This is a genomic window from Virgifigura deserti, assembly GCA_003576685.1.
Classification (GTDB): domain Bacteria; phylum Pseudomonadota; class Alphaproteobacteria; order Dongiales; family Dongiaceae; genus Virgifigura; species Virgifigura deserti.
Genome location: QOZR01000016.1, coordinates 32,274 through 53,151, shown reverse-complemented (window position 1 = coordinate 53,151; position 20,878 = coordinate 32,274). Strand labels below are relative to the sequence as shown.

The following is a 20,878-nucleotide window of genomic DNA, read 5'->3' as shown; positions in this document are numbered from 1 at the left end:
CCGGGGTCCCGGCCCCGGCCTATCGTCAATACTCCGCTTGGCGGCTGAGATCTTCCTGGAACGAGAAGGCGAGCATCGGCTGGCCCAGGCGATGCCGATAGACCTGGAGGTTCTCAAGCACCCGTTGGACATAGTTCCGGGTCTCGCTGAACGGGATCGACTCGATCCAGTCGATTGCATCGATGCCCGGCTCTCGCGGGTCGCCATAGACGCGCATCCATTCGACCACGCGCGACGGCCCCGCGTTGTAGGCCGCGATCGCAAGCAGGTAGGAACCGCTGAAGCGCTCCACCATCTGGCTCAGATAGGCGCTGCCGAGCTTGATGTTCAGGATCGGATCCCTGGTCAGCTGCTTTCTGTCGTAGGGCAGCTTGAGCTTTCTCGCCACATGTCGTGCGGTGGCCGGCATGAGCTGCATGAGGCCGCGCGCCCCGGCGTGGCTGACGGCGTCCACCGCGAAAACGCTCTCCTGCCGCATGACGGCGAGGATCAGGGCGTCTTCGGGCCCGGTATGCTCCGGCAGCAGGCGCAACGGATAGAGATATTCGACCATTTCCACCTCCTCCATGCGGGCGGCCTTGGCGACGGTGACCAAGAGGTCGTCCCGGCCGAGCTCCGTGGCGAGATGTGCGACCATGCGGTGATCCGTCGGGGTTCTGGCAAGGTCGGTTAGGTGGACGAGAAAGGGGCGGGTGTGGTCGGCCTGGTCAAGCTGCCCCAGAAGGCGGACCACCTGCACCAGTTCGCGATCGGCGAAGCGCGCAAGCTGCCGATCCGTCGGCTTGCGCGGTGGGGTAAATCGCATCGTGAAGTCCGGGCCGAGACGTTGCGCGGCAAGCTGCCCGTAATAGGCCGTCAGGTTTTCCGCCGCCTTCCGGTACCAGCTTCGCGCCAGGGCGACGTTGCCCATCTCCTCGACCGCGCGGCCGGTCCAGTAGGCGCCGCGCGCCCGGCTGACGGAGGAGCCGACGCCGGTATAGAGGCGCTTGAAATGCTTGTAGGCGACCTGAGGCTCCGACAGGAACCGCAGCGCGATCCAGCCGGCGAGCCACTCGGCCTCGGCGAACGCGATTCCTTCGGTCGCTCCGTGGTTCTGCGCCAGGCTATAGGCGACGGAGATCTCTCCGCGTGCCAGCGCCAGCCGGGCGGCGTTCTCGCTCTCGTTCCACAGCCGCTCCGGCCGGGGCAGGTTCTTGAGGTCGAGCGGCGCATTGAGAAGCTCGATCACCGAGCTCGCGCGGCCCATGCGCCGCCGCCACCGCGCCCGTTCGTAGACGAGGCCCGGATCGTTGACCAGACTGGCCGGCACGCGGTCGATCGCGGCATCTACGCCGGAGCGCATGCTCATCAGCAGCAGCCGAGCCTCCGCCAGGGCTCGGTGGCCGGAGTCCACGCGCTTCATCATCCGCTTCGCCGCAGCCCGCTCCCGGTCCCACAGCAGCCGGTCGAGCCGCGCGACATGGTCCTTGGGCTTCAGATACCGCTCGGAGAGCGCCAGGAACTTCCTCTCCTCGCTCGCGCTCATGTCGAAGCGCACCCAGTCGCGGCGCAGCATGAGCGCCGCCTGGGTTTCCAGGCCGAGCGCGATCATGGCGTGGGCCTTCTGAATGGACCCAGAGGCCGTCAACTGCGGGCGGTCGCGGAACCAGCGGGCCACCTCATCGGGCGGAAGGTCGTCGGGCATCGCCCGCTCGGCCTTCATCTGGATCGTCGCTCGGAGCGGCCAGTTCGGGTTGGCGTCCAGGAATGCGCTCAACTCATCGAACGAGTGCCGGGGGTCGGGGCGGGTCAGGTCGAGCCACCGGATCACCTTCGCCGGGAGCCGGTTCTCGGCATACGCGGCGATTTGCCGCGCCTCCTCCCACCGCTCCGCCTCCACCGCCTCGAAGGCCGCACGATAAATCTTCATATCCGACGGGGCCAGGGCGCCGCTATCGGCTCGGGCGGCGGTGGCAGTCAGGGGGGCGACGAGGACGGCGAGAGCCAGGAGGAAGGCAACAAGCTTCGGCACGCGTGAACCTCTGGTCATGCAGATGTGGGGCGGGAACTCAAGAGAAGCGGCGGCTCGCTGGATAGTTTTGATTAGGAAAGCGTAAAAAAGATTAACTTCGGCGAAGGATATCGCCGCGGTCAACATCAAACGCGCGCCGCCCCATCGATCGCCCCCATCGATCGCCCCCGTCGATCGCTCCCGGCGCAGCGACCTTGCTGGCAGCACGATCGGTGGTTATGGTCCGCATCCAACTTATATCATTGATCTGGACTTTTGATTCGGGGGAAGCGGTATGTTCACGGGGTCTCTCACCGCCCTCATTACGCCGTTCCGCGACGGCGCGGTCGACGAGGATGCGTTCCAGCGTTTCGTCGATTGGCAAATCACGGAGGGCACCGACGGGCTCGTGCCCTGCGGCACCACGGGCGAATCGCCCACGCTCAGCCACGACGAGCATATGCGGGTCGTCGAGCTCTGCATCGAGGCGGCCAGCGGTCGCGTGCCGGTGATCGCCGGCACCGGCTCCAACTCGACCGCCGAGGCGATCCGCCTGACGCAGCATGCGAAGCGCGCCGGCGCGGCCGCGGCGCTGGTCGTGATGCCCTACTACAACAAGCCGACGCCGGAGGGGCAGTATCGCCACTTCAAGGCGATCCACGACGCCGTCGACCTGCCGATCGTGATCTACAATATCCCGGGCCGCAGCGTCGTCGACATGTCGGTGGACACCATGGCGCGCCTCGCGAAGCTGCCGAACATCGTCGGCGTCAAGGACGCGACCCAGGATCTGGTGCGGCCGATGGCGACGCGGCTGGCGATCGGGCCCGACTTCTGCCAGCTCTCCGGCGAGGACGCCACCATCGTGCCGTTCCTGGCGCAGGGCGGACATGGCTGCATCTCGGTGACGGCGAACGTCGCGCCGAAGCTGTGCGCGGAGCTGCATGACGCCTGGGGCCGGCGCGACCTGGACACCGTCATGACGTTGAACGAGCGGCTGATGCCGCTCCACGGCGCGCTGTTCGTGGAATCGAGCCCGGGCCCGGTGAAATATGCCGCCAGCCTGCTCGACCGCGCGTCGGCGGAGCTGCGCCTGCCGCTCTGCGAGGTCGGCGAGGCGACGAAGCAGCGGGTCCGTGCGGCGCTGACCTCGGCCGGCCTGCTGAACTGAGCCTGCCGCCATGGCCCGCAGCGCCGCCACCGACCGCTTCGCGGCCCAGAACCGCAAGGCCCGGCACGACTACTTCATCGAGGACACCTTCGAGGCGGGGGTGATGCTGCTCGGCACCGAGGTGAAGTCGCTGCGCCAGGGCCGCGCCAGCATCGGCGAAGCCTTCGCCGCGGAGCAGGGCGGCGAGTTCTTCCTGTTCAACGCCTATATCCCGGAATATGAGGCGGCCAACCGCTTCAACCACGCGCCGCGGCGGCCGCGCAAGCTGCTGCTTCACCGGCGCGAGATGAACCGCCTGCTGGGCTCGGTGCAGCGCGGCGGAATGACGCTGGTGCCGCTCTCGATCTATTTCAACGAGCGGGGAATCGCCAAGGTCCAGCTCGGCCTTGCCAAGGGCAAGCGCAAGGTCGACAAGCGGGATACTGAGAAGGAGCGCGACTGGAGCCGCGACAAGGCGCGGCTGATGCGGGAAAAGGGCTGAGCCGGTCTTGACCGTCGATCCCGATCAGACGCCGCCGACAACGCGCCAGCCGATTCTGAACCTGCCGCCGATGGTGACGCGCCTGCTGGTCGCCAATCTGGCGGTTCATGGGATTCGCTGGATGCTGCCCGACACGACCGATGTCGGCGTCATCCTGAGCTTCGGGTTCATCCCGGCGCGCTACATGCTGCCCGATCTGTTCGGCTGGCAGGCCTTGGTGAGCCCGGTGACGCACCTTTTCCTGCATGGCAGCCTCGTCCATCTGCTGATCAACATGGTGATGCTGATGGCCTTCGGCTCGGGCGTCGAGCGCCGGATCGGCGGACCGCGCCTGCTGGCCTTCGCACTGGCCTGCGGCGTGCTCGGCGCCGCCGCGCACTTTCTCCTCCATCCGCTGTCGATCATGCCGGTGATCGGCGCCTCGGGCGCAATCAGCGGACTGTTCGGGGGCGTGCTGCGATTCCTGCCGCGGCGGGGCGGGAGCCTCTGGCCGATCGTCCTGCTCTGGATCGGCGTCAGCATCCTATTCGGCGTGACAGGCATACCCGGCGACGGCGGCGCGGCGATCGCCTGGGCCGCCCATGTCGGCGGTTTCCTCGGCGGGTTCCTGCTGTTTGGGCTGTTCGACCGGAAGCGGCGCGGCTGAGCCCGGGGCGAGGGGGTGTCCTTCGCAGACTCGAAAAATAACCCCATGCAAAGGCGAAAGCGACAACCCCGATGTCGAAAGCTCGATAGTCCGCGACGGTTACCGCAGAGTGTTTACCGACGCATCACGGGTTGCGTCAGGTCCGGCGACTATCGAAGCCGCCCGCCTCATGATCTCTGTCGCGGGTCATGCGCTTCATCATGACCTGAAGCGCCTGCGGGCTTCTATAGCCTACCGCGCGGGCAGCGTCCTTGAGCGTGAGGCCTTCGGCCTGCCGCATCGCCGTGTGGAGGAGGCGGAGGCGCCGGCGCCATGAGCCGAAGCTGAGCCCCGTCTCGTTCCGGAACCGCCGCGTCAGCGTGCGCCGGCTCACCCCGACCTCTCGCGCCCAGGCGTCGATGTCGTGCGACAGGGCCGGCGCCTCGATCAGGGCCTGGCAGAGCTTGCGAAGGCGTCGGTCGGACGGGAGCGGCAGGGCGAAGGGCGTCGCCGGGGCGTGCGCGATCTCGTACAGGATCAGCGCCGCCAGATGGGGGCCGCGCCCCTCCGGATCATAGAGCACCGGCTCGTCCGCGAGCGCCTGAAGCGCCGCATCGAGCAGGGGCGACACCGAGATGACGCGGCAGGCCTCCGAGTCGGCCGCGTCGAGGGCCTCCGGCGCGAGATAGGCCGTTCGAAATGCCACATCCCCATGCATGGTGACCTCGTGCCTCAGGCCCGCCGGGATCAGGAGCGCGTGGCCGGTCGGGACCGTCCAGGTTCCGTCCTCGGTGCTCGCGACCATGAGCCCCTTCGTCGCGTAGAGGAGTTGCCCGCGCGGGTGACAGTGCCAGCCCGAGCTGGCACCGGCCGCATATTCCTTGGCCAGCACGCCCACGGGGCGGGGGATATCATGAAAATCCTCGCCTCGCGTCGGCCGCATCCAGGATCTCCAATTTGGCCCGAACGCGTGGAACTATGGCCTGACAGCGCGATCGGGTCAATGCTATGGTGGCGCCTTCCTGTCCCAGGTCCGGTGTCATGCACGCAGATACCCTCTCCCGACGCACCGTCGTCTTCGTTAATCTCGCGCACACGCTCGACCATTTCGTGCTGCTGATCTATCCGACCGCCGTCATCGCCATCGCGGCCGAGCGCGGTCTCGACTACGGCACCCTCATCAGCCTCGCGACCGGCTCCTTCATCGCCTTCGGCCTGTTCTCGCTGCCGATGGGCTGGCTCGCCGAGCGGCTGGGGCGCCGCAACCTGCTCGCGATCTTCTTCGGCGGCTGCGGCCTTGCCTGCCTCGGCGCCTCGACCGCGACGTCGCCGATCGCCTTCGCGGCCTGGCTTCTGGTCCTCGGGACCTTCGCGGCGATCTACCACCCGATCGGCTCGGCGATGCTCGTCACCCATGCCCGACGCCTCGGGCGCGACCTCGGCTGGAACGGGGTCTGGGGCAATATCGGCGCGGCGTCGGCCTCGGGCGTCACGGCGCTTCTCTCGGCGACGCTCGGCTGGCAGGCCGCCTTCGTGGTGCCGGGCCTGGTCTGCCTCGCGATCTGCGTGGCATTCCTCGCCCTCGTTCCGGGCGACGGCGACGGGACCGATCGACGGAAGGGCGGTGCCGGCGTGATCGCCGTCGCACGCCCGGTGGCGCTGCTGGCCGTGTTCGCGCTCGCCCTCATGGCCGGCGGAATGACCTTCAACGTCACCACGATCGCGCTGCCCAAGGTCATCGACGAGCGACTCGGCCTCGCCTTGCCGCTCGCGCTGACCGGCTCCCTCGCGACGCTCGTGTTCATGTTCGGCGCGCTGACGCAACTCGCCATGGGCCGCCTCGTCGACCGCTTCAGCCTGCCGACGATCTTCGTCGGCATCTCCGTCCTGCAGCCGGTCGGGCTTGCGCTCGCGGCGACAACGACAGGCGCGCCCCTTCTTCTCGGGCTCGTGCTGGCGATGGCCGCGATCTATGGGCAGGTCATCGTCAACGACGCCATGGTGGCGCGCTACGTGCCGGCCACGTACCGGGCCAAGGCGTTCAGCGTGCGCTATTTCCTCGGCTACACCACCAGCGGGTTCGCGGTGCCGCTGATCGCCCTGCTGCATGGGCAGGGCGGCTTTCCGGTCGTTCTGGGCGCGGCCGCGGCGTTTGGCGCCACCATCTTCCTCTGCTCGTTGGCATTCCTTGCCATCGCCCAACCGCCCCGGGCCGTGAGCCGCGTGTGACCGCACCCGCCGCCCTGACGCCTGGGGCCTGACGCCTGGGGCCTGACGCCCGGGCCCTCCGGCCGAGCCATTCGCTTAAGATGTGGAATCCGGTCTGATCTTCTGTTTGGTTCTGTCATCTGGGCACTTTCGTGCCGAGCCGCAGAAGCCGACCCGCTGACCGCCATGGGAGCGGTCGGCGAAGCCGCGGGCCGAAGCGCCATTTCGCCGCCGACCTCGCGGTTGCTCGTCCTTGAGCGGGGCTTCGCGGAAGCAGCCCGTGCCTGGCGCTGCCCTCCGGCGCCATGGTGACAGTGGCGAGGCGCGCCACCCCGGCCGGCGAGAGGCGATCGTCGGTGAGAGCGACCGGCTGCACAAGAAACCCCACTCTGACTCGGAGCAGAGGGGGATTCCATGCGGATCCCGAGTATTTCTTAAGAATTCGTTGACAATACTTGTCTGCCGCCCGAAGGCCAGACTATGGTACTCGCGACGACAGAGGCGGGAAACGCAGACGGGTATCCAAATCCCGGTCACAGGGGGCAGTCCGATGAACACGGGGTTGAGGTCAGCTTTGGTCGCAGTCTTCGCGACCGTTTCGGTAGCGGCGTGGTCCGGCGGGGCTCACGCACTGCAGATCGTTCAGACAATCGGAAGCATCGAGGCCAGCGCGTCCTCGACAACCTTCCTGAATGCGACGACGAGCAGATCCGCCGAGCGTTTCGATCCGAGCCTCGGCACGCTCGACAGCGTGGCCTTCCGTTTCGATGGCAACAGCCTCTACAATGTGGGTGCAGGTTTCCTCTATGAATCATCGGCCGAAGGATCGGCCGAGGGGTCCGTAAGCCTGACGAACTTGGCGTTTGAATTCTCCGTCCCGGGATACGGCACCTGGTCTCAGCCACTCGACGATCGAGTAGGCACCTGCCCTGACAACATCGGTAACTGTGATGTTAACGTAAATGGTTTGCTCTTTCTCGGCATCGCCACGTCGGACCTGACCGGCGATATGCTTGCCAACTATGTCGGTCCCGGATTCTTCGACATCGCCTTTGCGCTGCACGGCACCCCCGAATACAGCAGCGAGAACTCTATGATTTACGGCCGAAGCGGCTGGCTGGACTTGTACGGCACGTTTAAGGTGACCTACACCTACACGCCGGTCACCTATACTCCGGTGCCCGAGCCCACGACGCTGGCCTTGTTCGGCGTCGGTGTGGTCGGACTGGCCGGCGCGCTTCGCCGCCGGCGGACCCGCTGACCTTCGGAGAGAACGCGGCCGCACCCGCATCTCTCGATCGGTGAGCCAAGCCCGTCGCTCATGTGACCGATCAGGTTGACACCGGTTCGCAATGCATCAGGTGGCGCCGTGCCACGGGTCAGCCTTGCCATCGCCCAGCCGCGCCGGACCATGCGAGCCTACGGCGCCAACGAATGACGACGATCGGCCGGCAGGCCTGATACGGGGCGCTCGGAGATGAGCGCAGGGGACGGGCCCGAGTAACAGACGATCCTTCGACCCGGCCGCTTCGCGGCCGGCTCATGCTTCGCCCCTCGACAGGCTCGGGGTGAGGAAGCTCAGCATGAGGTCGCGGGGGCTCATCCTGATGGTTCGACAGGCTCACCATGAGGTTCTTTCCTCATCCCGAGCTTGTCGAGGGACGAAGGATGGGGAAACCAGACGCCCGGCGGCCAAATGCGCTTGCTTTAAAGCCTTCTACGCCGACCATTGGCGCGCGCGTGGTTTATTGGTATGTCGGCAGAGAGGGTTGGCCCGCCCCGTGTCTTCGAACGCCTCACCGCTATGGTCCGCTTGTGAACGCACCCACCGCCACTACGCCCGGGACGTCCGGCCGGGACGTCGAGACCGGCATCCTGATCATGGCGGCGGCCATGCTGATGGTGCCGTGCATGGACGCGATCGCCAAGACGCTCGCGGCCACCGTCGCGCCCGGGCAGGTCGCGTGGGCGCGCTTCTTCTTTCAGACGATCTTCCTGCTGCCGGCCGTTCTCACAATGCGGCGAAAATCGGCGAGAGGGCAGGCGGCAGGGGGGCAGGCGGTGCCGCCGCGCCTCGACCTGCACGCCGCCCGCGGCGGCCTGATCGCGGTGGCGACGCTGCTCTTCTTCTGGGCCCTCAAGCACCTGCCGATGGCGGACGCGATCGCCATCTTCTTCGTCGAGCCGCTGATCCTCACGCTTCTCTCCGCGCTATTGCTGGGCGAGCCGATCGGCTGGCGCCGGCTGGCGGCGGTCGCGGTCGGCTTCGGCGGCGCGCTGGTCATCATTCGGCCGAGCTGGCAGGCCTTCGGCTGGGCGGCCGTGCTGCCGCTCGGCTCGGCCTTCTGCTTCGCCCTGTATCTCATCCTGACCCGGCTTCTCGCGAAGCGCGAGAGCGCGGCGGCGATGCAGTTCTGGGCGGGCTTGTTCGGCGCGCTCGTCCTGTCGGCCGCCCTCGGCATCGGCGCGGGTGCCGGCATCGGCGTCATCGAGCCGGTCTGGCCGAGCCTGCGGGACTGGGGGCTGATGGTCGGGCTGGGCGTTCTGGCGACCGTCTCGCACATCCTGGTCGTGTTCGCCTTCCGCCGCGCGCCGGCCGGCGTCCTGGCGCCGTTCCAGTATATCGAGATCATCAGCGCGACCCTGCTCGGGCTGCTGGTCTTCGGCGACTTCCCCGACGCGACGACCTGGGCGGGGGTCGCCATCATCATCGGCTCGGGCCTCTACGTCTTTCACCGGGAGCGGAGAATCGCCCGACGGGCCGCGCCGCTGCCGGACACGCCCTGAACCGGCGTTGGGGTGTTGGCTAGGTTCAATCCGCCTCGTCGAGATACCGCCGCAGCCCCTGAAACACCTCCTGGAACATCGCCTCGGTCAGCCGGCCGGTGTTCGTGTTGTAGCGCGAGCAGTGATAGCTGTCGGCGAGCAGGAGGCCGTTCGGCAGAGGGTGGCGGGCACCATGGGCGAAGGGCCATCGGCTGCGGCGTTCGCCGAAGGCCGTCAGCACCGCGTTGTGGGCGATCAGGCCGAGGGCGAGGATCGCTCGCAGGGTGGGGAGGGCGGCGATTTCCGCTTCCAGGAACGGGCGACAGGCGGCAATCTCCGCCGTCGTCGGCTTGTTCTCCGGCGGCACGCAGCGGACCGCGTTGGTGATCCGGCAATCGACCAGACGCAGCCCGTCGTCCGGGCTTTTGCCGTAGTCGCCCTCGGCGAAGCCGAACCGCTGCAGCGTGGCGTAGAGGAGGTCTCCGGCATAGTCGCCGGTGAAGGGTCGGCCGGTCCGGCTGGCGCCGTTGAGGCCCGGCGCCAGCCCGACGACCAGCAAGCGGGCGTCGACCCCGCCGAAGGCCGGCACCGGGGCGTTGTGCCAGAGCGGCTCGACGCCGCGCATCCTCACGCGCAGCGAAGCCAGGCGCGGGCAGAGGGGGCAGTCGCGGCCCGGTTCGCTGCCGGAGCCTGCCCCGGAGCCCGCTGGCGCCGACAATGGCAGGCCGGTCACGCGGATTCGAGGATCGGATCGTCCTCGCCGGTGGAAGGCACGGCGGGCGCGCGGTTGCCGTGGGTGCGGGCGATGCGGTCGGCCAACTCCTCGAGCTCGACGAAGGTGTCGGCCTGGCGCCGCAGCTCGTCGGCGATCATCGGCGGCGCCGAGCGAATCGTGCTCACCACGGTGACGCGAAGGCCCTTCCGCTGCACCGCCTCGACCAGCCGGCGGAAGTCGCCGTCGCCCGAGAACAGCACCACATGGTCGAGATGCTCGGCCATCTCCATCACGTCGATGGCGAGCTCGATGTCCATGTTCCCCTTGATCTTGCGGCGGCCGGAGGAGTCGGTGAACTCCTTGGTCGGCTTGGTCACCATCGTATAGCCGTTATAGTCGAGCCAATCGACCAGCGGGCGGATCGGCGAATATTCCTGGTCTTCGATCAGGGCCGTGTAATAGAAGGCGCGGATCAACTGGCACTCCTCGGCGAAGACCTCGAGCAGGCGCTTATAGTCGATGTCGAAGCCGAGGGCGCGGGCGGCGGCATAGAGATTGGCGCCGTCGATGAAAAGGGCGACACGCTCCTGAGGATAAAAGGTCATGGCGAGACTGGTCCCGAATGTTAATCGAAGGCTCCATGGGCACAGGTCCGCAGCGGAGCTGAAAGCGAGTGATGAAATGCGCTCACGATCATAAATTCCTAAGAGAAACCCTTATATGGCGGCCCTGCGGTTCTTAACCTATAAGTAGCGTCTGAAAGAGGAACGACAAGGCGCCCGACGCCCCATTCAGGTCCACATTCATGGAAGATATTCTCATCGGACTCGGAGCGAACCTGCCGAGCCACCGGTTCGGGCCGCCCCGGGCGACGCTCGAGGCGGCGCTGGAGTCGCTGGAGCGGCACGGCGTCGCGATCCGCCGCCGCTCCCGCTGGTACGAGAGCATGCCCGTGCCCGCCTCCGACCAGCCCTGGTTCGTCAATGGCGTGGCGCTCGTCGACACGACGCTGGACCCGGCGGGTCTGCTCGCGACCCTTCACGAGGTCGAGCAGGCGTTCGGCCGCGAGCGGCGCGAGCGGAACGAGGCCCGGGTCGTCGATCTCGATCTGCTGGTCTACGGCCGCCGCGTTAACCACGGGCCGACGCCACCTTTGCTGCCGCATCCCCGGCTGGCGGAGCGGGCCTTCGTTCTCCGGCCGCTGGCCGAGCTCGTGCCCGACTGGCGCCACCCGGCCAGCGACCGACCAATCCAGGCACTGATCGCGGACCTGCCGCCGGAACAGGTGGTGCGGCCGCTGGCGAACTAAGCCGGGCGCCCCTATGTGGGCGCCCTCTCTCGAGATGCCGCAGTCCGCCTTGCTTTGTGTGCGGTGCGGCAATATATTCAGGGAAATCATCTGTTTTTCCCGCTGTTTGGAGCGAGACAAGAATGGCGCGCGTTACCGTCGAAGATTGTGTTATCAAAATTCCCAACCGGTTCGACCTCGTCATGCTGGCGGCGCAGCGGGCCCGTGACGTCTCCGCGGGGGCGCCGCTGACCATCGATCGCGACAACGACAAGAACCCGGTGGTCGCCCTCAGGGAGATCGCCGATGAGACCGTCGATCTCGATGCGCTCGGCAACAGCCTGATCCAAGACCTCCAGAAGCATGTCGAAACCGACGAGCCCGAGGAGGAAGGCGGCTTCGGCGCGACCGACAGCGATCTGCTGAGCGACCTGATGCAGACGGTGGCGCCGCAGGAGTCCGGCGAGGATGAAGAAGCGCTGAGCGAGGACGAGGGCGTGGAGGAGCCGGCCGAGGAAGAGCCCGGCGCGACGGACCTCGACGACGACTCCCAGGCGTAGGTGGAGGCAGTTCACGCTGCCGGCATGGCGCGGACCGGAGAGGCTGCCTGAACGGGCAACGCCGCACTCTGGCGAAGGCCGGGTGGCGAGAGCCCGGGGTGAGCCATGATCCGGCAGTTTGAACTGGTTGAACGTGTAAGGGCCTATGATCCGGGCGCGGACGAAGACGCCCTGAACCGCGCCTATGTCTTCTCGATGAAGGCCCACGGCTCGCAGGAGCGGGCCTCGGGCGACCCCTATTTCTCCCATCCGCTCGAAGTCGCGGACATCCTGACCAAGATGAAGCTGGACAGCGCCTCGATCGTGACGGCGCTGCTCCACGATACGGTCGAGGACACCGACGCGACCCTCGACCAGATCGAGCAGCTCTTCGGCAAGGAGATCGCCCGCCTCGTCGACGGCGTGACCAAGCTGTCCCGAATCGAGCTGCAGTCGGACCAGAGCAAGCATGCGGAAAATTTCCGCAAGCTGGTGCTGGCGATGTCCGAGGACATCCGCGTGCTGCTGGTCAAGCTGGCCGACCGGCTGCACAACATGCAGACGCTGCATTACATCCGCAGCCCGGAGAAGCGGAAACGGATCGCGCTGGAGACCATGGAGATCTATGCGCCGCTCGCCGAGCGCATGGGCATGCAGCAGATGAAGGACGAGCTCGAGGATCTCGCCTTCGCCGAACTCAACCCCGAGGCCCGCGATTCGATCACCCAGCGGCTGAAGTTCCTGCGCGAGCAGGGCGGCGACATGGTCGGCCGCATCATCGACGAGCTGAAGCGCACCCTCGCGGAGGGCGGCCTGCAGGCCCTGATCGTGGGCCGTGAGAAGTCGCCCTATTCGATCTGGCGCAAGATGCAGCGGAAGAACATCGGCTTCGAGCAGCTTTCCGACATCATGGCCTTCCGCATCGCCGTTGCCGATGTCGGGCAGTGCTATCAGGCGCTCGGCATCCTGCACAGCCGCTATTCGATGGTGCCCGGCCGCTTCAAGGACTATATCAGCACGCCCAAGCCGAACGCCTACCGCTCGCTCCATACCGGCGTGATCGGCCCCGAACGGCAGCGCATTGAGATCCAGATCCGAACCCGCGAGATGCACGAGGTTGCGGAGTTCGGCGTCGCCGCGCATTGGAAATACAAGCAGGACGGCAGCAGGCAGCCCGCGCGGCAGGTCGAAGGCCGGCAATATCGCTGGCTGCGCGAGCTGCTCGACATCCTGGAAAAGGCGTCCGGCCCGGAGGAGTTTCTCGAGCACACCAAGCTCGAGATGTTCCAGGACCAGGTCTTCTGCTTCACCCCGAAGGGCGATCTGATCGCGCTACCGCGCGGCGCGACGCCGGTCGATTTCGCCTATGCGGTCCATTCCGAGGTGGGCGATACCTGCGTCGGCGCCAAGATCAACGGCCGCATCATGCCGTTGCGCAGCGAACTGCATAACGGCGATCAGGTCGAGATCGTCACCTCGCGCGCCCAGACGCCGTCGCCGGCCTGGGAGCGGTTCGTCGTCAGCGGCAAGGCGCGCGCCCATATCCGCCGCTTCATCCGCACCCAGCAGAGGGCGCAGTACCTCGCGCTCGGCCGGGCGATCCTGCAGAAGGCGTTCCGCCAGGAAGGCCATGAATTCAGCGAAAAAGCGCTTGATACGGCGCTGAAGAAGTTCAAGTGCGATAGCGTTGACGACCTCTATGCCATTGTCGGCGAAGGAATCCAGACGGGCCGCGAGGTCATCAATACTGTCTTCCCCGGCAGCAAGCCCGGCGCCAAGGGCGACAAGGTGGTGCCGCTCGGCCCGCATCGCGGACGCCAGCGCAAGTCGAAGGACCTTGCCGTCCCCATCACCGGCCTGATCCCCGGCATGGCGGTGCATTTCGCGGGTTGCTGCCACCCTCTGCCGGGCGACCGGATCGTCGGTATCGTCACCACCGGCAAGGGTGTGACGATCCACACGATCGACTGCGACACCCTCGAAAGCTTCGCCGACTCGCCCGAACGCTGGCTGGATGTCGCATGGGAGGTGGACTCGGGCGGCGAGGACGGCCATGTCGGCCGAATCCACGTCGTCATCGCCAACGAGCCGGGCAGCCTCGGCAACCTGACGACCGTGATCGGCAAGGCCGGTGGCAACATCACGAACCTCAAGATCACCAACCGTTCGATTGATTTCTTCGAGATGATGATCGATGTTGAGGTGACGGATCTGCGGCACCTGACCAATATCATCGCGGCATTGCGGGCAAGTCCCCTGATCAACTCGGTCGAGCGCGCGCGAGGATAGGGGCGTATCGGAATGCGTTCAGCGCGCTTTTCTTTTGTCATGCCAGTGTCCCGATCGCGAAATTCGAACATTCGAATTTCGCGATCGGGACACTCACCTGTTGAAACTCGTGTGATGGTTCCGATGCCGAACTTCGGAACCATCACACGAGCGGCTTCTAACGCGGCTCTCCGGTTCAGCGGCCGCGTCGAGTTCTGATGTTTCGCCGCCGCAAGAAACTCCATCCGATCCGGCGCCTCAAGGAATTCCTGTGGCCGAGCCGCGGCTGGCGGCGATCGACCCTCTATGTCGCCCATCGGGTCGGCCGCCTGCCAGGAACGCCGGCCAGCATCGCCGCCGGCTTCGCCTGCGGGGCGGCGATCTCCTTCACGCCGCTCCTCGGCTTCCATTTTGCCGGCGCGGCGCTGCTCGCTTGGCTGCTGCGCGGCAATATCCTCGCCTCGGCGCTGGGGACCGTGATCGGCAATCCTTGGACATTTCCATTTATCTTTCTATGGATATATCATCTGGGCCACTGGATGATGGGGACGGTCTGGGTGAGCGATCTGCCCGATGAGCTGACCCTGACCTATGTCTTTGATCATCCGTGGCGGGTCCTGCTGCCGATGATGGTCGGCGGCGTGCCGACGGCGGTGGTGGTCTGGTTCCTGACTTTCTGGCCCGTGCGCGCGGCCGTCGCCGCCTATCAGCATGCTCGGCGGTCCCGGCGGGGGAGCCGGCAGCGGCCGTTCCGGGCCCAGGCAGCGTCCGAGTCAGCGTCCCGGGCAGGAGCCCAGGCGGCGGGAGAGATCAATCGATGAGGCGGCAATTGCGTCTCGGAGTGAACATCGACCATGTGGCGACGATCCGCAATGCCCGCGGCGGGCGCCACCCGGATCCGGTCCGTGCCGCCCGGCTGGCCGCGCAATCGGGTGCGGATGGAATCACCGCGCATCTGCGCGAAGATCGCCGCCATATCTCAGACGACGACATCGAGCGGCTGATCCGGGAAATCGACCTGCCGCTCAATTTCGAGATGGCGGCGACCGAGGAGATGCTGACGATCGCGCTCCGGCACAAGCCGCATGCGGCCTGCCTCGTTCCGGAGAAGCGCGAGGAGCGGACCACGGAGGGCGGGCTCGACGTGGCCGGCGGGCGCGACCATCTGGCCTCCTTCGTCCGGCGGCTGCGCGAGGCCGGAATCCGGGTGTCGATGTTCGTGGAGCCGGATGCGGCGCAGCTCGACGCCTCGCTGGAACTCGGGGCTGACATCGTCGAACTGCATACCGGGACCTATTGCGAGGCAGAAGGCGCCGCGCGCGAGCGCCATCTCCGGCGCCTCGTCGAGGCGGCTGCCCATGCCGAGCGAATCGGCCTCGAATGCCATGCTGGACACGGGCTGACCTTCGATACGGTCGGGCCGGTCGCGGCGATCGCCACGCTGAGCGAGCTCAATATCGGGCATTTCCTGATCGGCGAGGCAATCTTCGGCGGGCTCGACAGCACCGTTCGCCGCATGCGCGCGCTGATGGATAAGGCGCGAGCCGAGGCTGGCGGCGAGCGAAGCGCCTGAAGATGGCCCCCAAGATATGACCCTCGCGACATGATTCTCGGCCTCGGCAACGACATGATCGATATTCGCCGGATCGAGCGCACGCTCGACCGCTATGGCGAGCGGTTCGTCGCGCGCGTCTTCACGACGGTCGAGCAACGAAAGTCCGATCGGCGGCGCAACCGCGCCGCCAGCTATGCCAAGCGTTTCGCCGCGAAGGAGGCTTGCGCGAAGGCGCTCGGCACCGGGCTGAACAATGGCGTTTTCTGGCGCGACATGGGGGTCGTGAACCTGCCCTCGGGGAAGCCGACCCTGGCGCTGACCGGCGGCGCCGCGGAGCGGCTGTCCGCGATCACGCCAAAGGGCATGGTGGCGCAGATCGATCTGACCATCACCGACGATCACCCCCTTGCTCAGGCCATCGTGATCATTTCGGCAATCCCGTCAGCAACTCCGGATCCGTCCGGTTGAGGCGCGTGCCCGGCGATCGGCGCCGGTCGAGGCCTCGGGAGAGCCGCCTCGCTTGAGCCTCGTTCGCTTCATCAGTTTTCGTATGAGGTATATATTTAGGTGGCTTCTTTAATGTCAAAGCGTAAATCCGGCGGCGTGCTGGACACCATCCGGACGGTGATCTACGCGGTCCTGATCGCTGTTGTGGTCCGGGCGTTCGCCTATGAGCCGTTCAACATTCCCTCCGGGTCGATGATCCCAACGCTGCTGGTCGGCGACTTCCTGTTCGTCTCGAAATTCTCCTATGGCTACAGCCGCTACTCGCTACCCTTCGGCCTGCCGCTGTTCGAGGGACGGATCTTCGAATCGCCGCCGGAGCGGGGCGATGTCGCCGTCTTCAAGCTGCCGACCGACGGCAAGACCGATTACATCAAACGCATCGTCGGACTGCCTGGCGACCGCATCCAGGTTCGCGAGGGCGTGCTCCACATCAATGGCGAGCCCGTGGAGCGGACGCTGATCGACGACTATATGATCGATGCGGGAATCGGCATGATCGAAATGAGGGAGACGGTTGATCTATATGAGGAGACGCTGCCAAACGGCAAATCCCATTACATCATCGAGCGGAGCGACCATGCCGCGCTCGACGACACTCCCGTCTTTACCGTGCCCCCTGGCCACTATTTCGCGATGGGCGACAATCGGGACAATTCGCAGGACAGCCGAACCTCGATGGTCGGCTTCATTCCCGCGGAGAACCTTGTCGGCCGGGCCGAGTTCATCTTCTATTCGCATTCCGCGCGGGATGCCAGCCCGCTGGAGATCTGGAAATGGCTTCCGGCCACGCGTTTCGACCGATTGCTGGACGCGATAGAGTGAGTCATCACGCCTCCGTCCCCGCCGAAGATGGCGCAGCCCTGACCGAGGCGCTCGGCCACCGCTTCGCGCAGCCCGACCTGCTGCGCCGGGCGCTCACCCATCCGAGCGCGATCGGCGCCGCGGCGCGGCAGCGGGAGCGCGGACAGGACGGTTACGAGCGGCTGGAGTTTCTCGGCGACCGGGTTCTTGGGCTCGTCATCGCCGATCTGCTGTTTCGTCGTTTTACCGACGAGAATGAAGGCGCGCTGGCCAAGCGGTTCGCGATGCTGGTGCGGCGGGAGAGCCTGGCGCGGGTCGCCCAGGCGGTCGATCTCGGCCGTCACCTGCTGCTTTCACGTGGCGAGATGGAGGCAGGCGGGCGAGAAAGTCGAACCCTGCTGGCCGATGCCTGCGAGGCGGTGATCGGCGCGCTCTATCTGGATGGCGGGCTGGAGGCGGCGGCCGATTTCGTGCGGCGCTATTGGGAACCGCTGATGGCGGAGGATCTCCGGCCGCCGCAGGATGCCAAGACGGCGCTCCAGGAATGGGCGCAAGGGGCGGGCCTCCCGCTGCCGGTCTATCGGACGGTGCGGACCGAAGGGCCGCCGCATGAGCCGCTGTTCGCCGTCGAGGTGCAGGTGCAGGGGCAGGCGCCGGCGACCGGGACCGGGCGCTCGAAGCGTGCCGCCGAGCAGATCGCCGCGGAGACCTTGCTGACACAATTGGTGGCCGCGCGAAATGACTGAGATGCCGACAAACAGGTCGGAGGGGGAAAGCCCGAGCGCCGCCGAGCCTCGCTGCGGATTCATCGCCCTGCTGGGCGCCCCGAATGCCGGAAAGTCGACGCTGCTCAACCGGCTGGTCGGAGCGAAGGTGTCGATCGTCTCGCCGAAGGTGCAGACGACGCGGAGTCGCGTGCTGGGCATCGGTATTGCCGGTCCGGCGCAGCTGATCTTCATCGACACGCCCGGCATCTTCGCGCCGCGCCGCCGGCTCGACCGCGCGATGGTGCAGGCGGCCTGGCGCGGCGCCGGGGACGCCGATCTGGTCGTCCTGCTGGTGGACGCCAGCCGCCGCGCCATCGATCCGGACACGGCCCGGATCATCGCGGGCCTCCGTGACGTCGGGCGGAAGGCGATCCTGGCGCTGAACAAGGTCGACCTGATCAAGCGCGAGAAGCTGCTGGCGCTGGCCGGCCAGTTCGATGCCGAGGGCATCTTCACCGACATCTTCATGATCTCGGCCGAGAATGGCGACGGCGTCGAGGACCTGCGGAACGCGCTGGCCGCGCGCGTGCCACCCGGACCGTGGCATTTCCCGGAGGATCAGCTCTCCGACATGCCGAGCCGGCTGCTCGCCGCCGAGATCACCCGCGAGCATCTTTTCCGCCAGCTCCACCAGGAGCTCCCCTACGCCCTCACCGTCGAGAGCGAAACCTGGGAGGATTTCAAGGATGGCAGCGTCAAGCTGCAGCAGGTGATCTTCGTTCAGCGCGACAACCAGAAGGCGATCGTGCTCGGCAAGAACGGCCAGCGGATCAAGGCGGTCCGGGCGGCGGCTCAGGCGGAACTCGAAGAGATGCTCGGCCGCAGGGTCCACCTCTTCCTGTACGTGAAGGTCCGTGAGAAATGGCTCGAGGACCCGGCCCGCTTCCGCGAGATGGGCCTCGATTACGACGTTTGAGGTGGTCTAGGTCCCGGACCGGCGGGCGCCTATTTTAGGTTGTCATGCCCGGGCTTGACCCGGGCGTCCACTGGACCTGCGGGTCAAGCCCGCGGGTGACAAGGTGGATAATCGTTACACTTCCGAGAAGGCAAGGACAGGCTTCGCCCATGGAATGGTCCGACGAAGGCATCGTCCTGTCGGCACGGCGTCACGGCGAAAGCGGCGCCGTCGTCATCCTGCTGACGCGCGAGCATGGCCGGCATGCCGGGCTGGTGCATGGCGGGGCGAGCCGGCGCGCCCGCGGGCTGTTCGAGGTCGGCAATCGGGTGCAGGCGGCGTGGCGCGCGCGGCTGGCCGAGCATCTCGGTCACTTCAGCTGCGAGCTTCTCGAAAGCTATGCGGCGGCGGTGCTCGACGATCCGCTGCGGTTGTCGGCACTGACCGCGGCGACCGCCGTGGCCGATGCCAGCCTGCCCGAGCGCGAGCCGCATCCGCGGGCCTATGACGGCCTGCGGGAGCTGCTCGAAACCCTGGAGACCTCGCCATCCGATCAGGGAATCGCCGCGCGCTGGTCGGCGGACTATGTGCGTTGGGAGCTGGCGCTCCTCGCCGATCTCGGGTTCGGGCTCGACCTGTCCTGCTGCGCGGCGACCGGGAGCCGGGAGGAACTGGCCTATGTCTCGCCGAAGACCGGCCGCGCCGTCTCCGCCACGGCCGGCGCGCCCTACCGCGATCAGCTTCTGCCGCTTCCGGCCTTCCTTGCGGCGGAGACGGCGGAGCCGGCGGATGCTCCGGCGGTGCTGGCCGGACTCCGGCTGACCGGCTTCTTCCTCGACCGGCACGTCTTCAGCCATTCACCGGGTGGTGCGGGAGCGGCGAGCCAGGCGCCCGCCGCCCGCGAGCGGTTCATTCAGCGGCTGCGCAACGCCGCCTCTTGATTCCCGTCCGGCCTTCGTCTACCCGGAGAGGGGATAGACGATTCCCTGACCGAGGACCCTCCACCGATGAACAGCACTGCCGGCCTGCGTCATGTCGCCGTGATCGGCGCCGGCATCGTCGGCGTCTGCGCCGCGCTCTATCTGCAGCGTGACGGCCACCGGGTGACGCTGGTCGATCCCCGTGGGCCCGGCGAGGGCACCTCGAAGGGCAATGCCAGCGTCCTTGCCGTGGAGTCCTGCGTGCCGGTCGCGACGCCGGGGATCGTCTGGCGCGTGCCGGGCATGCTGGCCGACCCGCTGGGGCCGCTGGCGATCCGCTGGGCATATCTGCCGCGGCTGGCGCCCTGGCTGACGCGCTTCGTGCTGGCGAGCCGGCCGGCCCGCGTGGAGGCGATCTCGATCGCGCTGCGCGCCCTGCTGGCCGACTCCATCGAGGCCTATCTGCCACTGGTGAAGAGCGCCGGGATCGAGGAGATGATCCGGCGCACCGGTTGGCTCGGCGTCTATGAATCGGAAGCGAAATTCGCCGGTGCCCGGGCGGATCTGGAGCTGCAGCGCCGCCGCGGCGTGCGGATGGAGTTCCTGAAGCCCGAGGAAATCCGGCAATTCGAGCCGGCCCTCGCGCCGATCTACAAACATGCGGTGTTCTATCCCGAGAACGCCTATGTCGTGAATAATTTCCGGTTGGTCGTCTCGCTGGCCGAGGACTTCGTCCGCAATGGCGGCACGCTGCTGCGCGAGGCGGCGACGGGCTTCGATATCGCCGATGGCCGGGCGACGCATCTGCGCACGGACGCCGGCCGGCACGCGATCGATGCGGTGGTCGTCGCCGCCGGTGCCTGGTCGAAGGAATTGACGCGCCAGCTCGGCCACCGGGTGCCGCTCGACACCGAGCGCGGTTATCACGTGATGCTTCCCGACTCCGGCGTGGCGCCGCGAATGCCGATCTATTCCGGCGATCACAGCTTCGCCGTGACGCCGCTGGAGCATGGCCTGCGCCTCGCCGGCACGGTGGAACTGGGCGGCCTCGACGCGGCGCCGAACTATGCCCGAGCCGACATGCTGCTGACCCGCGGCCGTCGCATGTTCCCCGGCCTGAACGAGGCTGGCGCCACGAAATGGATGGGCTTCCGCCCATCGATGCCTGATTCCGTACCGGTGATCAGCGGCTCCGACCGCTGCCGCAACGCTTTCTTCGGCTTCGGCCACGGCCATATCGGCCTGACGCTAGGCGCCCAGACGGGCCGCCTGATCGGCGATCTCGTCGCGGGCCGCGATCCGGGCGTCGATATGAGGTCTTATCGGGTCGATCGGTTCTAAATAAGCCCCCCGCCCTCCCCAGCAAAACTGGGGGAGGGAGG

Annotated in this window: 21 protein-coding genes; 17 read left to right on the top strand and 4 right to left on the bottom strand. The window is 66.9% G+C overall.

Annotated elements, in window-relative coordinates; all coding sequences use genetic code 11:
- Positions 1 to 25: 25 nt before the first annotated feature.
- Complete coding sequence (locus DT069_RS22145; RefSeq protein ID WP_162913356.1) at positions 26 to 2,011, bottom strand: lytic transglycosylase domain-containing protein; 1,986 nt, start codon at positions 2,009 to 2,011, stop codon at positions 26 to 28.
- Between the two features lie 274 nt (positions 2,012 to 2,285).
- Between DT069_RS22145 and dapA the strand changes: the two genes are divergently transcribed.
- From dapA to DT069_RS22130, 3 genes are read left to right on the top strand one after another with little or no spacing between them, the layout of a single operon-like run.
- The gene (dapA, locus tag DT069_RS22140) at positions 2,286 to 3,161 is read left to right on the top strand and encodes a 4-hydroxy-tetrahydrodipicolinate synthase (protein WP_119462517.1); all 876 of its coding nucleotides are present in this window, start codon (positions 2,286 to 2,288) and stop codon (positions 3,159 to 3,161) included.
- Between the two features lie 10 nt (positions 3,162 to 3,171).
- Positions 3,172 to 3,642, top strand: coding sequence for an SsrA-binding protein SmpB (gene smpB, locus DT069_RS22135; protein WP_119462516.1), 471 nt, complete (start codon positions 3,172 to 3,174; stop codon positions 3,640 to 3,642).
- 7 nt (positions 3,643 to 3,649) lie between these two features.
- Positions 3,650 to 4,288, top strand: a complete 639-nt coding sequence (locus tag DT069_RS22130; protein ID WP_119462515.1) for a rhomboid family intramembrane serine protease — start codon at positions 3,650 to 3,652, stop codon at positions 4,286 to 4,288.
- A 136-nt stretch (positions 4,289 to 4,424) separates the two neighbouring features.
- Here DT069_RS22130 and DT069_RS22125 read toward each other — a convergent pair whose 3' ends face one another.
- Positions 4,425 to 5,210: an AraC family transcriptional regulator gene (locus DT069_RS22125; protein ID WP_119462514.1), complete on the bottom strand. Its 786-nt coding sequence runs from the start codon at positions 5,208 to 5,210 to the stop codon at positions 4,425 to 4,427.
- 98 nt (positions 5,211 to 5,308) lie between these two features.
- On the opposite strand from DT069_RS22125, the gene DT069_RS22120 reads away from it, so the two are divergent.
- The 3 genes from DT069_RS22120 to DT069_RS22110 all read left to right on the top strand — a co-directional run bounded on the left by DT069_RS22120 (position 5,309) and on the right by DT069_RS22110 (position 9,262).
- On the top strand, positions 5,309 to 6,496 hold the full coding sequence (locus tag DT069_RS22120; RefSeq protein ID WP_119462513.1) for an MFS transporter: 1,188 nt from the start codon (positions 5,309 to 5,311) through the stop codon (positions 6,494 to 6,496).
- Positions 6,497 to 7,049: 553 nt separating this feature from the next.
- Entirely contained in the window at positions 7,050 to 7,736 is a 687-nt protein-coding gene (locus tag DT069_RS22115) for a choice-of-anchor E domain-containing protein (RefSeq protein WP_425450464.1), read from the top strand.
- Between the two features lie 554 nt (positions 7,737 to 8,290).
- Positions 8,291 to 9,262: a DMT family transporter gene (locus DT069_RS22110; protein ID WP_425450463.1), complete on the top strand. Its 972-nt coding sequence runs from the start codon at positions 8,291 to 8,293 to the stop codon at positions 9,260 to 9,262.
- Positions 9,263 to 9,287: 25 nt separating this feature from the next.
- Here the strand turns inward: DT069_RS22110 and DT069_RS22105 are convergent, their stop codons facing one another.
- Positions 9,288 to 9,866, bottom strand: a complete 579-nt coding sequence (locus DT069_RS22105; protein WP_119462556.1) for a uracil-DNA glycosylase — start codon at positions 9,864 to 9,866, stop codon at positions 9,288 to 9,290.
- Positions 9,867 to 9,970: 104 nt separating this feature from the next.
- A complete protein-coding gene (locus tag DT069_RS22100) occupies positions 9,971 to 10,561 on the bottom strand; it encodes a LabA-like NYN domain-containing protein (protein ID WP_119462512.1) in 591 nt (196 codons plus the stop codon).
- Between the two features lie 200 nt (positions 10,562 to 10,761).
- On the opposite strand from DT069_RS22100, the gene folK reads away from it, so the two are divergent.
- The 11 genes from folK (at position 10,762) to DT069_RS22045 (ending at position 20,837) form a co-directional block, all read left to right on the top strand.
- Positions 10,762 to 11,265, top strand: a complete 504-nt coding sequence (gene folK / locus DT069_RS22095) for a 2-amino-4-hydroxy-6-hydroxymethyldihydropteridine diphosphokinase (RefSeq protein WP_119462511.1) — start codon at positions 10,762 to 10,764, stop codon at positions 11,263 to 11,265.
- A gap of 122 nt (positions 11,266 to 11,387) precedes the next feature.
- Positions 11,388 to 11,804, top strand: coding sequence for a DNA-directed RNA polymerase subunit omega (gene rpoZ / locus DT069_RS22090; protein ID WP_119462510.1), 417 nt, complete (start codon positions 11,388 to 11,390; stop codon positions 11,802 to 11,804).
- A 105-nt stretch (positions 11,805 to 11,909) separates the two neighbouring features.
- Positions 11,910 to 14,072: a RelA/SpoT family protein gene (locus DT069_RS22085; RefSeq protein ID WP_119462509.1), complete on the top strand. Its 2,163-nt coding sequence runs from the start codon at positions 11,910 to 11,912 to the stop codon at positions 14,070 to 14,072.
- Between the two features lie 197 nt (positions 14,073 to 14,269).
- Entirely contained in the window at positions 14,270 to 14,872 is a 603-nt protein-coding gene (locus tag DT069_RS22080; RefSeq protein WP_119462508.1) for a DUF2062 domain-containing protein, read from the top strand.
- The gene (locus DT069_RS22075; protein ID WP_119462507.1) at positions 14,869 to 15,624 is read left to right on the top strand and encodes a pyridoxine 5'-phosphate synthase; all 756 of its coding nucleotides are present in this window, start codon (positions 14,869 to 14,871) and stop codon (positions 15,622 to 15,624) included. The genes DT069_RS22080 and DT069_RS22075 overlap by 4 nt, the downstream gene beginning before the upstream one ends.
- A 30-nt stretch (positions 15,625 to 15,654) precedes the next feature.
- Complete coding sequence (gene acpS / locus DT069_RS22070) at positions 15,655 to 16,074, top strand: holo-ACP synthase (protein WP_119462506.1); 420 nt, start codon at positions 15,655 to 15,657, stop codon at positions 16,072 to 16,074.
- 111 nt (positions 16,075 to 16,185) lie between these two features.
- Complete coding sequence (gene lepB, locus DT069_RS22065) at positions 16,186 to 16,935, top strand: signal peptidase I (protein WP_119462505.1); 750 nt, start codon at positions 16,186 to 16,188, stop codon at positions 16,933 to 16,935.
- Positions 16,932 to 17,660, top strand: a complete 729-nt coding sequence (rnc, locus tag DT069_RS22060; protein ID WP_425450462.1) for a ribonuclease III — start codon at positions 16,932 to 16,934, stop codon at positions 17,658 to 17,660. The genes lepB and rnc overlap by 4 nt, the downstream gene beginning before the upstream one ends.
- The gene (gene era / locus DT069_RS22055) at positions 17,653 to 18,597 is read left to right on the top strand and encodes a GTPase Era (protein WP_119462503.1); all 945 of its coding nucleotides are present in this window, start codon (positions 17,653 to 17,655) and stop codon (positions 18,595 to 18,597) included. The genes rnc and era overlap by 8 nt, the downstream gene beginning before the upstream one ends.
- Positions 18,598 to 18,746: 149 nt before the next feature.
- Entirely contained in the window at positions 18,747 to 19,517 is a 771-nt protein-coding gene (gene recO / locus DT069_RS22050) for a DNA repair protein RecO (protein WP_119462502.1), read from the top strand.
- Positions 19,518 to 19,583: 66 nt separating this feature from the next.
- Complete coding sequence (locus DT069_RS22045; protein ID WP_119462501.1) at positions 19,584 to 20,837, top strand: NAD(P)/FAD-dependent oxidoreductase; 1,254 nt, start codon at positions 19,584 to 19,586, stop codon at positions 20,835 to 20,837.
- The last annotated feature ends 41 nt before the right edge of the window (positions 20,838 to 20,878 follow it).